We start from the raw sequence: 13,308 nt of genomic DNA, 5'->3' as shown, positions 1-13,308 counted from the left end.
CTCGACGCGAGCACCGCTCCTTCCGAGACTAGGCGCGTGATCGACCACACAGAAGAGGCGCCTATCTGACATCTGTCAGATAGGCTGGTCCCATGGATGCGAGGTCGCGACGTTCACGCGAGAGTCTCCGTGCCGCGGTGCTCGAACTGGCCGGTCGGATGCCGATCGCCGATGTCACCGTCTCCGCGATCTGTGCAGCGGCGGGTGTCACCAGAGACACCTTCTACCGGCACGCGGAGAGTCCGGTGCAGCTCCTCGCCGACGCGCTGTCCGCCGAGATCGACGCCGCGATGGAGATCCTGCCGCACACGGATGCCATCGGCGACGGGGAGCGAGCTCTGCTGGAGCACATCCGACGCCGGGCGTCCGTGTACCGCGGGGCGATGCAGCCCCTGCTGGCCGCGCCTGTGCGCAGCAACCTGGAGGCATCCATCCGCTCCGGACTGCTGCTGTGGGCCGAGCTGCACACGCAGATCGTTCCGCCCGTGTTCGCGGAGGATGCTTCCGCCATGCGGATCGCCGTCGCGTACGCCGCAGCGGGCACCGTGGGCGCCATCGAGGAGTGGCTGCGGAACGACGACGACGACATCGACCGCGCCGTGAGACTGATCCTCGCGGCATCACCGGAGTGGTGGCTGCGATGACGGCCACCGGAGAAGAAGGAGAGAAGAGATGAAGGCCGCACTGTTCCACGCCAAGGAAGATCTGCGCATCGAAGAGGTCCCCGAGCCCACCCCCGGACCCGGACAGGTCAAGCTGCGCAATGCGTATGCGGGGATCTGCGGGTCGGACCTCCACGTGTACTACTCCCCCGAGGCAGCCGGGCTCGACCTCGATCATCCGCACCCCGTGACCGGCGCCACGCTGCCGCAGATCCTCGGCCACGAGTTCTCGGGGACCGTCGTCGAGCTCGGCGAGGGAGTGAGCGACGTCGCGGTCGGCGACCGGGTGGCCGTCTGGCCCATCTACTACTGCGGCGAATGCCCGGCTTGCCGCCGAGGCATGTTCAACGCTTGCCAGAAGATCGGCTTCCACGGACTCAGCTCCGACGGTGGCGGCATGGCGGAGTACACCACCGTAGACGCGACGAAGCTGCACGTGCTGCCGGAGAACGTCGACCTGCGCATGGGTGCCCTCGTCGAGCCGATGTCGGTCGCGTGGCATGCGGTCTCCCGCAGCGGCGTCGAGGCGGGCGGCACCGCTCTGATCGCGGGCGCCGGACCGATCGGCATCGGTGTGTGGTTCGCACTGCGTGCGCGCGGAGTGGAGCGCGTGCTCGTGTCGGAGCCCAGCGCGGAGCGTCGCGCGATCATCGCAGCCCTCGGGGCCACGGTGGTCGATCCGGTGAACGAGGATCTCGCGGCCGCAGTCGCGACGCTGACAGACGGCGAAGGCGTCGAGGTCGCCTTCGATGCGGCCGGAGTGGGTGCAGCCGTCAGCTCGTCCCTGGCGAACCTGGTTCCCGGTGGTCGCGTGGTCGTGGTCGCCATCCACGAGCGCACGATGGACTTCCTCCCCACGCAGCTGGTGATGGCCGAGACCGAGATCGCGGGTGCGCTGGCGTATCTTCCCGAGGACTTCGACGCCGTGATCGAGGCCATGTCCCGTGGCGCCTACGACACGACAGGCTGGGTGCAGGAGACCGCACTCGAGAATGTCGTCGAAGCGATCCACGCGCTGCGCGGAGGTGCCGGCGCGAAGATCCTCGTGCACGCCGGCTGAGGCCGGTCCGGGTGTCGGAGGGCGCGCGTAGTCTGCTTCGGTGCCGACGAAACGCGCCCTACCAAGCCCCTGTGCGCTCTGTGGCAGCATGCACGGGGTTCGGGTAGGCGATGCATGGTGCTGCGCCGATTGCGGATGGCGCTACGGCGATGCTCCCGATCCCGACCTCCCGCTCCCCCGCATCGACGTCGTCTATTACATCCGATACGACGACCGAGTGAAGATCGGCACCAGTTGGCGCCCACGGCAGCGCCTCGCGAGCATCCGGCACCAGGAGCTGCTCGCGTTCGAACGCGGCGACCGATCCGTCGAACAGCAGCGCCATCGCGAGTTCGCCACCGTGCGCGAGGGCGGTGAGTGGTTCACCCTCACCCCGGAGCTGCGGGCGCACATCGCCGCTCTCCGTCGAGAAGGCGACCCCTGGCTGCTGTACGCCCGCTGGCTGAGTCGCACACTGCGCGGTCTCGACGACTCGCGGTAGACCCTCATACGCTGGTCGGACGGCCCACGACGAAAGGATGCCCATATGGAAAACGAACGTGGACTTTCCCGACGCTCAGTCATCACAGCCGGAGCCTGGTCCGTCCCGATCATCGCCGTGGCTGCCGCGACACCGCTCGCAGCCGCGAGCACGGGCGGCGGGACCCTCTACGTCACCGGCAACGCCTATGGCGGCGCGGGCGGGGGTATCTTCCTCAGCGGTTCCAATTACAACGGCTTCGGTGCGACGCAGACGTACGCGCCCGGGGAGGTCGTGCTCACCTTCACGCTCCCGGAGGGCGTGGACTTCTCGGTGAATGCTCCCGGCGGATGGGTGGTCGCGGTCAGCGGCAATGTGGTCACCATCTCGAACGGCGTCGCGCTGCCGCCGAGCGAGACGGGCGATCTCGGCAGTTTCTCGATCACCGGCCCGTTCGAGGTGGGGAGCACTTATACGGTGACCTCCGCGCCGCCTCAGCTCAACGTGATCTACGAGGGAAACGTGGGCGGCGGAGTCTTCGCCGGAGCATGACGATGCCGGGCGACTGCTTCGGGAAGTCCAGTCGCCCGGCATCGCGTCCGGGTGTCGCTCAGGCGGCGGCGACGCGGCCCCGAGCGGTCGCCGGCTGAGGCTGCGAGAAGAGCACCACGACGATCACCGCGGCACCCACGACGACGTGCGGGAGCCACACGTTGAGCGACTCATCCGCGAAGCCGAAGATCCACGGCGAGAGAGCCAGGAACAGGCTGGCGACGATGTCGAACACGAGGTGAACGGGCATCGGGATGAAGCCGAAGGGGCCCCATTCGTACTTCGTGAACAGGCTGTACACGATGAGCCCGACGCCGAGGACGATCGGGATGATCACCGCGGCTCCGCCCACGCTCGCGAAACCGAACAGCCAGGGCGCGGCGATCAACGCGATGCCGACGATGTAGTCGAGGACTCCGTGGACCTTGGTGGGGATGAAACGCATGATTCCTCCTTGTGTGACGCCGCTGAACGCGACTCACCACTGGTTCGAAGCCCGTGCCGGATCGGATTGGCCGAGCGGCCACAGCTGTTCCCCTGCCTGCGGCGGGCACCGGGGCGAACGCGGTCGAGCGGGACGTGGCCGAGGCTCCCCACGGCCCCGTCCCAGCGAGCACTGCTACGGTGAGGAAGTCGGCATCGTGCCGACATCAGGGAAGACTTCTCGTCGACCAACGGGCCTTCTGGGTCATTTCGTTCTCCGTCGCCTCCTCTGTGTGAGCCCGAGGAGCGTCATGCCCACCCCGTCAATTCCCTCTTCCATCGACCCTGCGCACGCCTGGGCGGAGCCCATCGCGCTCCCGGCCGGCACGACGGCGATCGTGTACTGCGAAGGCCAGTTCGGCGAGCAGGACGGCAAGACCGCGAACGGATTGGTCCGCCACTCCGAGAAGTACGAGATCCTCAGCGTCATCGACAGCACGCATGCGGGCGCAGACGCCGGGATGCTGTTGGACGGCTCCGCGAACGGCATCCCGATCCTCGATAGCCTCGCCACGGCGATCGCGCACGCGGGTCACGTCCCCGACTACCTGATCTGCGGCGTCGCACCCGCCGACGGGCTGCTCTCCGCCGGCCAGCGGACCGTGCTGCTCGACGGCATCGCCCGCGGCATGCACATCATCAACGGGCTGCACGAGTTCCTCACCGACGACGCGGAGTTCGTGGCGGCCGCCCTGCTTGCCGGGGTGACCATCACCGACATCCGACGTCCCAAGGACAAGAAGGACCTCCACCTCTTCTCCGGCCGCATCTTCGACGTGACCTGCCCGCGCATCACGATCCTGGGCACCGACGGCGCGATCGGCAAGCGCACCACGGCCACGATCCTCGTGCGGGCGCTCAATGAGCGCGGCATCCATGCCGTCATGGTGGGCACAGGCCAGACCACGATCATCCAGGGCGGTCGCTACGGCGTCGCGCTCGATGCACTCGTGCCGCAGTTCTGCTCGGGCGAGGTCGAGAACCAGGTGGTCGCCGCGTTCGAGGGCGAGCACCCCGATGTGATCATCGTCGAAGGCCAGGGCGCGCTCAGCCATCCGGCCTACATCACCTCGGCGCACATCCTTCGCGGAAGCCAGCCCGAGGGCGTCATCGTGCAGCATGCCCCGGGCCGAACGGTCCTGGGTGACTTCCCGATGGTCGCGATGCCGACCGTGACGAGCGAGATCGCGCTGATCGAGGCCTTCGCCGACACGCGCGTGATCGGCGTGACCGTGAACCACGAGAACCTCTCGGCGCATCAGCTGGCCGCGGCGATCGACGAGATCGAACTCGACACGGGTCTGCCGGCGACCGATCCGCTGACGCGACCGCTGTCGGAGCTCGTCGAGATGGTGCTCCAGGCGTTCCCCGCTCTCACCCCGCGACAGACCACCCGTACAGCCGCGTGAGAGCGGCTCCGACGCGGTCGTAGCGGCGCCTGTCGAGGACGGCGGCCTCCCGCCGCAGTCCTCGCTCGTGCACGCTGTACAGCTGTTCCACGTCGACCCAGGACTCACGCCCCTGCGAGTCCCACGCTCCGGTGCCGATCGACAGGTAGTCGCGGTCGCCGTCGTGCGGCTTGCTGGTCATGCGCACGGCGTAGACGCGATCCGCCGATTCGCGGCCGATCACGAGAACAGGGCGATCCTTGCCGCGTCCGTCGTTCTCCTCGTAAGGGACCCAGGTCCAGACGATCTCGCCCGCATCCGGAGCTCCGTCCCTCTGGGGTGAATATGCGACCTGCAGGTCGCGGATCCGGCTCGGATCGATGCGCACGGTCTCGGTGCCGCGACCGTGCGCCGGCCCCGCCGATGGGACGGATGGGGAGCGCTCCTGAGAGGTGCGCAGACGCGCGTCCGGGCGTCTCGGATCTGTCGTCCGAGACGCCCGGCCGGACCCCACTGCCTTGAGCAGGATGTCCACGAGTGCTGTCAGGATGCCGTTGGTCTTGCTCACACGGTCACCCTAACCGCAGATCATGCGTCGGCGAGTGCGTAGCCCTCCTCGCCGTGCACGACCTGGTCGACACCGGCGATCTCGTCCTCGTTCGTGACGCGGAACCCGATCGTCTTCTCGATCGCGAAGCCGATGATGAAGGCGACCACGAAGGAGTAGATCAGGACACCGAGCGCTGCGATGACCTGCACCGCGAGCTGACGGGCGTCGCCGCCGACGAACAGGCCGGTCTCGCTCGCGAAGAAGCCGAGGTACAGGGTGCCGATGAGTCCGCCGACGAGGTGGATGCCGACCACGTCGAGCGAGTCGTCGAAGCCGAGGCGGAACTTCAGCTCGATCGCCAGGGCGCAGACCACACCGGCGAGGGTGCCGAGCAGCAGTGCCCAGCCGGGCGTCAGGTTGGCGCACGCCGGGGTGATGGCGACGAGACCCGCGACGGCACCGGAAGCGGCGCCGACCGAGGTCGGCTTGCCGTCCTTGATCTTCTCCACCAGGATCCAGCCGAGGATGGCCGCCGCGGTCGCACCGAGGGTGTTCAGGCCGATGAGTCCGACGCCGCCCATGTCCTCCGCCAGCCACTCCGCGCCGGCGTTGAACCCGAACCAGCCGAACCACAGCAGTGCGGCACCGAGCAGCGTCAGCGGCACGTTGTGCGGCTTGAGGATGCCCTTCTGGAAGCCGATGCGCTTGCCGAGGACCAGTGCCAGAGCCAGAGCGGCCGCACCGGCGTTGATGTGCACCGCGGTGCCGCCGGCGTAGTCGATCACGCCGATCCCGCTGTCCTCACCGAAGAGCGTGGTGCCGAGGTTCATGATCCAGCCGCCACCCCAGACCCACGCGGCGACCGGGAAGTAGCCGACCGTGGCGAAGATGCCGGCGAAGATCAGCCAGCTGCCGAACTTGGCGCGGTCCGCGATCGCGCCGGAGATCAGCGCGACGGTGATGATCGCGAAGGTCGCACCGTAGGCGACACCGAGGAGCGCGACGTTCGATCCCTCACCGGACGCCAGGCTGGAGAGTCCGAAGTCGGCGAACGGGTTGCCGGCGAAGGCGGTCGGGCTGTCGACGGCGCTCATCGAGAAGCCGAAGAGAATCCACAGCACGGCGACAAGGCCGATCGAGCCGAAGCTCATCATCATCATGCTGACGACGCTCTTCGCCTTGACGAGACCGCCGTAGAAGAAGGCGACGCCGGGCGTCATGAGCAGCACCAGCGCTGTCGCGGTGATCGCCCACGAGATGTTGCCGGGAGCATCCATAGGAAAACCTCACATCCGAAGTAATTGAGAGCTTCAGTGTGACGAGGCGCCGTTTCACGCATGCGTGAGGTTTGTTTCCCTGCGGTTACAGCGCGGCTCCGGGTGTGAACATCGCGTTACGCGAGCCTTGGGGCTTACGCAGAATGCGTCAGCGCGTTGAGGCGGGAGACCGCACGCAGGTACTTCTTGCGGTATCCGCCGGCCAGCATCTCCTCGGAGAACACCGAGTCGAGACCGAGGCCGGTCGCGATGATCGGGATCTGCGCGTCGTACACGCGGTCCACGAACGCGACGAACCGCAGCGCCTCGGACTGATCCGTGAGCTGACGCACGCCGCGCAGCCCGACCTGACCGAGTCCCTCGATGAGACGGATGTAGCGCGACGGGTGCACCTGGGCCAGATGGCGGATCAGGTCCTCAAACCGGTCGTCGGAGGCAGCGCCGACCTGACCGGCCGCGGTCGATGCGGTTTCATACGCGGCGTCGTCGAGCACCACGGCATGACCGTCGAGCGCTCGCTGACGGAAGTCGACCCCGTCGATGCGCAGCGTCTGGAAGCTGTCGGACATGGCATGGATCTCGCGGAGGAAATCCTGCGCGGCGAAGCGTCCCTCGCCGAGGGCGTTCGGCGGCGTGTTGGAGGTGGCCGCGAGACGGGTTCCCGTCGGAACGAGCTCGCCGATGAGGCGGGTCATCACCATCGTGTCGCCCGGGTCGTCGAGCTCGAACTCGTCGATGCAGAGGAGGTCGGCGCCCTTGAGCAGGTCGACCGTGTTCTTGTAGCCGAGCGCACCCACCAGGGCCGTGTACTCGATGAAGGAGCCGAAGTACTTCCGACGTGCCGGCATCGCGTGATAGATGGATGCGAGCAGGTGGGTCTTGCCGACGCCGAAGCCGCCGTCCAGATAGACACCGGGCTTGAGTTCGGGTTCCTTCTTCGCCCGGCTGAAGAAGCCACCGCGCTTGACCGGGGCTCCGCGACCGGAGAAGCGCATCAGCGTCTCCTTCGCCTCCTCCTGGGAGGGATAGGCAGGATCGGCCCGGTAGCTGTCGAACGTCGCCGTGTCGAACTGGGGCGGCGGCACCAGGCTCGCGAGCATCTCCGGTCCGGTGACCGTCGGCTGACGCTCGGTGAGGTGCACGATTCCGGTGCGGCTGGTCGGGTCGGTCATCACGGTCCTGAATCGGGTGCTGGCCTGTGTCGAAGTCTTACGAATCGGGCGCAGGGTGCTCGGCGGGGATCTATCGTCGAAGGGACGGATCAACACTACGCCGTCTGCACCCGCACCCTCGCCCGCTCAACGCTTCGGAGATCCCATGGCCATCGAGTTCGATTCCTCCTCCCCCAAGTTCGCCGAGTACGCCGAGCCCGGTCGGCTCGTCAGCACGCAGTGGCTCGCCGAACGGCTGGGAACGCCCGGGCTCGTGGTCGTCGAGTCCGACGAGGACGTGCTGCTGTATGAGACGGGCCACATCCCCGGCGCCGTCAAGGTCGACTGGCACACGGAGCTCAACGATCCCGTCGTGCGCGACTATGTCGACGGCGAGGGCTTCGCCGAACTGCTGAGCCGCAAGGGCATCTCGCGCGACGACACGGTCGTCATCTACGGCGACAAGAACAACTGGTGGGCCGCCTACGCGCTCTGGGTCTTCTCGCTCTTCGGCCACGAAGACGTCCGTCTGCTCGACGGCGGCCGCGACCGCTGGATCGCCGAGGGTCGAGAGCTGACCCGCGAGGCTGCGAACCGTCCGGCGACGGAGTACCCGGTCGTGGAGCGCGACGACTCGGTCATCCGTGCCTACAAGGAGGATGTGCTCGCCCACATCGGCAACCCGCTGATCGACGTGCGCTCCCCCGAGGAGTACAGCGGAGAGCGCACCACGGCGCCCGCCTACCCGGAGGAGGGGGCGCTGCGCGCCGGGCACATCCCGACGGCGCAGAGCGTGCCGTGGGCGAAGGCGGTGGCCGAGGACGGCGGGTTCCGCAGCCGTGCCGAGCTCGACGCGATCTACCGCGAGGGCGCCGGCCTGAACGACGGCGACGATGTCGTCGCCTACTGCCGCATCGGCGAGCGGTCGAGCCACACGTGGTTCGTGCTCAAGCACCTCCTCGGTTTCGAGAACGTCCGCAACTACGACGGCTCCTGGACCGAATGGGGCAGCGCCGTGCGGGTGCCGATCGTCACCGGGGCAGAGCCGGGCTCCATCTGAACGTGGGAGAATGACGGGGATGAGCGCGAGCGAAGTTCCTGAGGCACTGGCCGAGATCCGCGACGGCTTCCTGGAGACACCGGAATCCGATCGCCTCCTGCTGCTGCTCGAGTATTCGGACGAGCTTCCCGACGTCTCCGACGAGGTCGCCGCCCACCCCGAGATGTACGAGCGGGTCGCCGAGTGCCAGTCGCCCGTGTACATCCACGTCGAGGTGGACGACGACATCGTCACGATGCATGCCACGGCTCCGCCGGAGGCCCCGACCACGCGCGGTTTCGCGAGCATCCTGGTGCAGGGCCTCACCGGGCTCACGGCAGACGAGGTCCTGGCGATCCCGAACGACTACCCGCAGTCGATCGGTCTCACCAAGGCGGTCTCTCCGCTGCGCATCGGCGGAATGACCGGAATGCTCATGCGCGCGAAGAACCAGGTCATTCAGAAGCGCTGAGCCCCTGTGCGTCGAGCCAGTCGGTGATCGCCGTGCTCCACCCGGTCTCGTCGTAGTTCCAGAGCTTGGTGTGCCGTGCGACCGTGAACCGCGGCATCGTGACCAGATCGGGGCGTGCCTCCTGCAGCGCGTGCGAGGAATCGGCAGGGACGAATCCGTCGTCGTCGCTGTGCAGGATCAGGATCGGCGCGGTCAGTTCGTCGGCCCTTGCGACCATGTCGAGGCGATCGAACAGGATCGGCTCATCGGCTCCGCTGAGGCGCGCGGTGAGCGGCGACTGCAGAGCGCCCATGGCGAGAGCGGGCAGCGGCGCGCGCACTCCTGCCATCTGCGCCTGGAACCGCAGCACCGTCCGCCAGTCGACGACCGGAGACTCGAGGATGATCCCCGCGATGCGGTCACGATGCCCCGAGGTGACAGCCGCCTGCAGCGACACCGCGCCGCCCATGGACCAGCCCATCAGGATCACGCGTTCGGCGCCGTGGCGGAGCGCGTACGCGATGGCGGCATCGACGTCTCGCCATTCCGACGCGCCCAGCGCGTAAGCCCCGGCCTTGGTGCGGGGCGCCTCGCCGTCGTTGCGGTACGACACGACGAGGTTCGGGAGGCCTGCTGCATGCAGCACCGGCACGGCCCGCAGACACTCCGCACGCGTGGCACCGCGCCCGTGCACCTGGATCACCCAGGTCGACGACGACGCCGGGAAGTACCAGGCGGGGCAGGGACCCGCGGGGGACCCGATCAGCACGTTCTCCCAGCGCAGATGGAGCTCACTCGGCGAGGAGTAGTAGTACCCGCTGAAAGAGGCCGCCCGGTCCACGCGTGAACCGGGTTCGATCTGGGTCAGCAACTTGCGGCGCACCGTCGTCGCATCCGCACTGAGCACGGCACCGAGCTTGACGTATCCGTACGTCCCGGTGGTGAAGAGACCGTAGCGACCGGGCAGCTCGGTATCGAGGGTGCGCTGCAACTCGATCGTCTGGGCTCCCGTGTCGACGGCCAGGATCTGGGTGTCGGTCGGGCGACGCATCGGCGTGACCACCCGCCGGGCGACGGCGAACACGAGAAATGCGAACGCCGCTCCGAAGGCGAGCAGGGCAGGGACAAGGAGCGTAACGGCGTGCCTGAGACTCTTCATCGCTTCCTGACTCTAGCCTGTTGCCGTGACCGCACACCCCGAAGCCGGGACGCCCTTCGACAGCGCTGTGGCCGAGCTGCGCGAGACCGCGTTCCGCGATGACATCACGGTGCGCGAGATCGCCACCCCCCAGGGCCTCGCTCCGTTCGCCCTCGCGCTCGCCGCGGACGTTCGACCGGAGAGCGACGGGGAGTCCGTGTACGGCACCGGCCGCTTCGTCCTGCTGCATGATCCCGACGAGCCGGGAGCATGGGGAGGATCGTGGCGCATCGTCATCTTCGCGCAGGCGCCGCTCGAGACCGAGATCGGAACCGACCCGCTTCTGGCCGACGTGACGTGGTCGTGGCTGGTCGATGCACTCGACTCCCGGGAGGCCGTGTACCACTCGGCTTCGGGCACGTCGACCAAGACGCTGTCGAAGGGGTTCGGAGGGCTCGCCGTCGAAGGCGACGGAGCCCAGATAGAATTGCGGGCGTCCTGGACTCCGGAGGGCCCGTTCCGACCGCACGTCGAAGCATGGGCCGAGCTGGTCGGAATGCTGGCGGGACTTCCGCCCGGCTCCGAGGGCATCGCCGTGATCGGCGCGCGAAAGGCTGTACGTGACTGAATACTCCGTGATCTCGGATGCCGAGGAGTTCCGCGCGGCGTGCGCCGTGCTCGCCGCCGGCACCGGCCCCGTCGCCGTGGACGTCGAGCGCGCCTCCGGCTTCCGCTACTCGCAGCGGGCCTACCTCGTGCAGGTCTTCCGCCGCGAGGCGGGCGTCTTCCTGTTCGACCCGCCGGCGATCGGCGACTTCGCCCCGCTCCAGGAGGCGATCGGCGATGTCGAGTGGGTGCTCCACGCCGCGAGCCAGGACCTGCCGTCGCTGCGCGAGCTGCACCTCGAGCCGCCGGTGATCTTCGACACCGAGCTGGCCTCCCGACTGCTCGGCCATGAGCGCGTCGGACTCGGCGCCGTCGTCGAGGACACGCTCGGCATCGTCCTCAAGAAGGAGCACTCCGCGTCGGACTGGTCGACGCGTCCGCTGCCGGACTCGTGGCTCGAGTATGCGGCGCTCGACGTGCTGCACCTGATCGATGTCCGAGACATCCTGGTCCAGGAGCTGGAGGAGCAGGGCAAGACCGCGTTCGCCGCCGAGGAGTTCGCGGCGACCCTCGCCCGCGCGCCGAAGCCGCCGCGCGAAGATCCGTGGCGTCGACTCAGCGGACTGCACCAGGTGCGCGGTGCCCGCAACCTCGCCGTGGCGCGCTCGCTCTGGCAGGCCCGAGAGGCCTACGCGCAGGCTCAGGACGTCTCCCCCGGCAGGCTCGTGCCCGACCGCTCGCTGGTCGCAGCGGTCATGGCGAATCCGACGTCGAAGCAGGCGCTCGCAGGTGTCAAGGAATTCCAGGGCCGCGCCAGCCGCACCCAGCTCGACCGCTGGTGGCAGGCGATCGTCGACGGCCGCGCATCGGAGGAGCTTCCTCGCGAGCGCGTGCCGAGCGACACCCTCCCGCCCCCGCGCGCCTGGGCGGACCGGAACCCGGAGGCCGATGCGCGTCTGAAGGCAGCGCGTCCTGTCGTCGAAGCGGTTGCCGAAGAACTGGGGATGCCCACCGAGAACCTGCTCACGCCCGAGTACCTGCGACGTGTCGCGTGGGACCTGCCCGGTGAGACGCCCGAAGAGATCGCCGCAGCTCTCGCCGCACTCGGGGCTCGCCCCTGGCAGATTGCACAGACTGCACAGAAGATCGCGGACGCCTTTGTAGAGGCGGCGCAATCGCCGGACACCACCCCGGCGGACGCTTCGTAGGTTCGATCCAACCGATTCCTCCCCGTTTCGCGGGCTTCATAGACTGAGGCCACGCACTAACTTGGAGGCAGAGTGGCCGAGATCTCGGACGTCTTCTTCGTCGATGGAGTACGCACCCCTTTCGGGCGCGCCGGCGAAAAAGGCATGTACTGGAACACCCGCGCGGATGACCTCGCCGTGAAGGCGACCATCGGCCTGATGGAGCGCAACGCTGCCGTCCCGGCCGACCGCATCGATGACGTGGCGATCGCCGCGACGAGCCAGACCGGCGACCAGGGACTCACCCTCGGCCGGTCGGTGGCGATCCTCGCCGGACTTCCGCAGACCGTTCCCGGACTCGCCGTCGAGCGCATGTGCGCCGGCGCGATGACCAGCGTCACCACCATGGGCGCCTCGATCGGCGTCGGCATGTACGACTTCGCCCTCGCCGGTGGTGTCGAGCACATGGGGCACCACCCGATCGGCGGCAACGCCGACCCGAACCCGCGCTTCGTCGCGGAGAAGATGGTCGACCCGGGTGCCCTCAACATGGGTGTCACCGCCGAGCGCATCTTCGACCGTTTCCCGCACCTCACCAAGGAACGCTCCGATCGGTTCGGCATGCTGAGCCAGCACAAGGTGCAGGCCGCGTACGACGCGGGCAAGATCCAGCCCGACCTCGTGTCCGTGGCCACGAAGGGCGCTGATGGCGCCTGGGGTCTCGCGACCGAGGACGAGGGCCGTCGTCCGCAGACCACGATGGAGGACCTCGCCGCACTGAAGACGCCGTTCCGTCCGCACGGGCGCGTCACGGCGGGCACCTCCTCCCCCCTCACCGACGGCGCGACGATGTCGCTGCTCGCCGGCGGCGGCGCGGTCAAGGAGTTCGGCCTCGCCCCGAAGATGCGGATGGTCTCGTTCGCCTTCGCCGGTGTGCAGCCGGAGATCATGGGCATCGGCCCGATCCCTTCGACCGAGAAGGCGTTGAAGAAGGCCGGACTCACGATCGACGACATCGGCCTGTTCGAGCTCAACGAGGCGTTCGCCATCCAGGTGATCTCCCTGCTCGACCACTTCGGCATCGCCGACGACGACCCCCGCGTCAACCAGTGGGGCGGCGCGATCGCGCTGGGGCACCCGCTCGCGGCATCCGGTGTGCGTCTGATGATCCAGCTCGCGGCGCAGTTCGCCGAGCGCCCCGATGTCCGCTACGGTCTGACCGCCATGTGCGTCGGCCTCGGCCAGGGCGGCTCGGTCATCTGGGAGAACCCGCACTACGACGGCAAGAAGAAGAAGTGAGCGCG

At 68.2% G+C, this 13,308-nt stretch carries 15 protein-coding genes; 10 read left to right on the top strand and 5 right to left on the bottom strand.

Annotated features, from left to right (window positions below; all coding sequences use genetic code 11):
• The first annotated feature begins 92 nt into the window (after positions 1-92).
• From AC6CHX_RS02080 to AC6CHX_RS02065, 4 genes are all read left to right on the top strand, one after another.
• Positions 93-644 carry a TetR/AcrR family transcriptional regulator gene (locus tag AC6CHX_RS02080; protein WP_498271459.1) on the top strand — a complete coding sequence of 184 codons (552 nt, stop codon included), beginning with the start codon at positions 93-95 and terminating at the stop codon, positions 642-644.
• Between the two features lie 28 nt (positions 645-672).
• Positions 673-1,722 (top strand): 2,3-butanediol dehydrogenase, encoded by a 1,050-nt coding sequence (locus AC6CHX_RS02075; RefSeq protein ID WP_498271458.1) that lies wholly within the window; start codon positions 673-675, stop codon positions 1,720-1,722.
• Between the two features lie 88 nt (positions 1,723-1,810).
• Complete coding sequence (locus AC6CHX_RS02070; protein ID WP_376106110.1) at positions 1,811-2,203, top strand: GIY-YIG nuclease family protein; 393 nt, start codon at positions 1,811-1,813, stop codon at positions 2,201-2,203.
• 45 nt (positions 2,204-2,248) lie between these two features.
• Positions 2,249-2,734: a hypothetical protein gene (locus AC6CHX_RS02065; protein WP_498271457.1), complete on the top strand. Its 486-nt coding sequence runs from the start codon at positions 2,249-2,251 to the stop codon at positions 2,732-2,734.
• A gap of 58 nt (positions 2,735-2,792) precedes the next feature.
• Here the strand turns inward: AC6CHX_RS02065 and AC6CHX_RS02060 are convergent, their stop codons facing one another.
• Positions 2,793-3,179, bottom strand: coding sequence for an SPW repeat domain-containing protein (locus AC6CHX_RS02060; protein ID WP_498271456.1), 387 nt, complete (start codon positions 3,177-3,179; stop codon positions 2,793-2,795).
• A gap of 289 nt (positions 3,180-3,468) precedes the next feature.
• Between AC6CHX_RS02060 and AC6CHX_RS02055 the strand changes: the two genes are divergently transcribed.
• The gene (locus AC6CHX_RS02055; protein ID WP_498271455.1) at positions 3,469-4,626 is read left to right on the top strand and encodes an N-acetyltransferase DgcN family protein; all 1,158 of its coding nucleotides are present in this window, start codon (positions 3,469-3,471) and stop codon (positions 4,624-4,626) included.
• On the opposite strand, the gene AC6CHX_RS02050 is transcribed toward AC6CHX_RS02055, so the two are convergent.
• The 3 genes from AC6CHX_RS02050 to zapE all read right to left on the bottom strand — a co-directional run bounded on the left by AC6CHX_RS02050 (position 4,592) and on the right by zapE (position 7,604).
• Positions 4,592-5,173 carry a type II toxin-antitoxin system PemK/MazF family toxin gene (locus AC6CHX_RS02050; protein ID WP_498271454.1) on the bottom strand — a complete coding sequence of 194 codons (582 nt, stop codon included), beginning with the start codon at positions 5,171-5,173 and terminating at the stop codon, positions 4,592-4,594. The two genes, AC6CHX_RS02055 and AC6CHX_RS02050, sit on opposite strands and share 35 nt — an antisense overlap.
• A 20-nt stretch (positions 5,174-5,193) precedes the next feature.
• On the bottom strand, positions 5,194-6,432 hold the full coding sequence (locus AC6CHX_RS02045; RefSeq protein WP_498271453.1) for an ammonium transporter: 1,239 nt from the start codon (positions 6,430-6,432) through the stop codon (positions 5,194-5,196).
• Positions 6,433-6,566: 134 nt separating this feature from the next.
• A complete protein-coding gene (gene zapE, locus AC6CHX_RS02040) occupies positions 6,567-7,604 on the bottom strand; it encodes a cell division protein ZapE (RefSeq protein WP_498271452.1) in 1,038 nt (345 codons plus the stop codon).
• 145 nt (positions 7,605-7,749) lie between these two features.
• Here zapE and AC6CHX_RS02035 point away from each other — a divergent pair, with 145 nt between their 5' ends.
• Both AC6CHX_RS02035 and AC6CHX_RS02030 read left to right on the top strand, forming a co-directional pair.
• Positions 7,750-8,643 carry a sulfurtransferase gene (locus AC6CHX_RS02035; protein WP_498271451.1) on the top strand — a complete coding sequence of 298 codons (894 nt, stop codon included), beginning with the start codon at positions 7,750-7,752 and terminating at the stop codon, positions 8,641-8,643.
• A 19-nt stretch (positions 8,644-8,662) separates the two neighbouring features.
• Positions 8,663-9,094, top strand: a complete 432-nt coding sequence (locus AC6CHX_RS02030) for a SufE family protein (protein WP_029263280.1) — start codon at positions 8,663-8,665, stop codon at positions 9,092-9,094.
• Here AC6CHX_RS02030 and AC6CHX_RS02025 read toward each other — a convergent pair.
• The gene (locus tag AC6CHX_RS02025; RefSeq protein WP_136044006.1) at positions 9,078-10,232 is read right to left on the bottom strand and encodes an alpha/beta hydrolase family protein; all 1,155 of its coding nucleotides are present in this window, start codon (positions 10,230-10,232) and stop codon (positions 9,078-9,080) included. The genes AC6CHX_RS02030 and AC6CHX_RS02025 overlap by 17 nt on opposite strands.
• A gap of 25 nt (positions 10,233-10,257) precedes the next feature.
• On the opposite strand from AC6CHX_RS02025, the gene AC6CHX_RS02020 reads away from it, so the two are divergent.
• The 3 genes from AC6CHX_RS02020 to AC6CHX_RS02010 all read left to right on the top strand — a co-directional run bounded on the left by AC6CHX_RS02020 (position 10,258) and on the right by AC6CHX_RS02010 (position 13,303).
• The gene (locus AC6CHX_RS02020; protein ID WP_136044007.1) at positions 10,258-10,839 is read left to right on the top strand and encodes a DUF3000 family protein; all 582 of its coding nucleotides are present in this window, start codon (positions 10,258-10,260) and stop codon (positions 10,837-10,839) included.
• On the top strand, positions 10,832-12,025 hold the full coding sequence (locus AC6CHX_RS02015) for a ribonuclease D (RefSeq protein ID WP_498271450.1): 1,194 nt from the start codon (positions 10,832-10,834) through the stop codon (positions 12,023-12,025). Before AC6CHX_RS02020 ends, AC6CHX_RS02015 begins: the two co-directional genes overlap by 8 nt.
• Before the next feature lie 72 nt (positions 12,026-12,097).
• The gene (locus AC6CHX_RS02010; RefSeq protein WP_136044009.1) at positions 12,098-13,303 is read left to right on the top strand and encodes a thiolase family protein; all 1,206 of its coding nucleotides are present in this window, start codon (positions 12,098-12,100) and stop codon (positions 13,301-13,303) included.
• The last annotated feature ends 5 nt before the right edge of the window (positions 13,304-13,308 follow it).

This window comes from Microbacterium sp. GQ128 (assembly GCF_059758615.1).
This window is presented reverse-complemented; position numbering and strand designations above follow the sequence as displayed.

What these genes read in the sequence shown, in the direction of transcription:
- AC6CHX_RS02030 (WP_029263280.1), top strand. Translation starts at nt 8,663, where the DNA reads ATGAGCGCGAGCGAAGTTCCTGAGGCACTGGCCGAGATCCGCGACGGC.
- zapE (WP_498271452.1), bottom strand. Translation starts at nt 7,604, where the DNA reads ATGACCGACCCGACCAGCCGCACCGGAATCGTGCACCTCACCGAGCGT.
- AC6CHX_RS02035 (WP_498271451.1), top strand. Translation starts at nt 7,750, where the DNA reads ATGGCCATCGAGTTCGATTCCTCCTCCCCCAAGTTCGCCGAGTACGCC.
- AC6CHX_RS02065 (WP_498271457.1), top strand. Translation starts at nt 2,249, where the DNA reads ATGGAAAACGAACGTGGACTTTCCCGACGCTCAGTCATCACAGCCGGA.
- AC6CHX_RS02045 (WP_498271453.1), bottom strand. Translation starts at nt 6,432, where the DNA reads ATGGATGCTCCCGGCAACATCTCGTGGGCGATCACCGCGACAGCGCTG.
- AC6CHX_RS02025 (WP_136044006.1), bottom strand. Translation starts at nt 10,232, where the DNA reads ATGAAGAGTCTCAGGCACGCCGTTACGCTCCTTGTCCCTGCCCTGCTC.
- AC6CHX_RS02060 (WP_498271456.1), bottom strand. Translation starts at nt 3,179, where the DNA reads ATGCGTTTCATCCCCACCAAGGTCCACGGAGTCCTCGACTACATCGTC.
- AC6CHX_RS02070 (WP_376106110.1), top strand. Translation starts at nt 1,811, where the DNA reads ATGCACGGGGTTCGGGTAGGCGATGCATGGTGCTGCGCCGATTGCGGA.
- AC6CHX_RS02080 (WP_498271459.1), top strand. Translation starts at nt 93, where the DNA reads ATGGATGCGAGGTCGCGACGTTCACGCGAGAGTCTCCGTGCCGCGGTG.
- AC6CHX_RS02075 (WP_498271458.1), top strand. Translation starts at nt 673, where the DNA reads ATGAAGGCCGCACTGTTCCACGCCAAGGAAGATCTGCGCATCGAAGAG.
- AC6CHX_RS02055 (WP_498271455.1), top strand. Translation starts at nt 3,469, where the DNA reads ATGCCCACCCCGTCAATTCCCTCTTCCATCGACCCTGCGCACGCCTGG.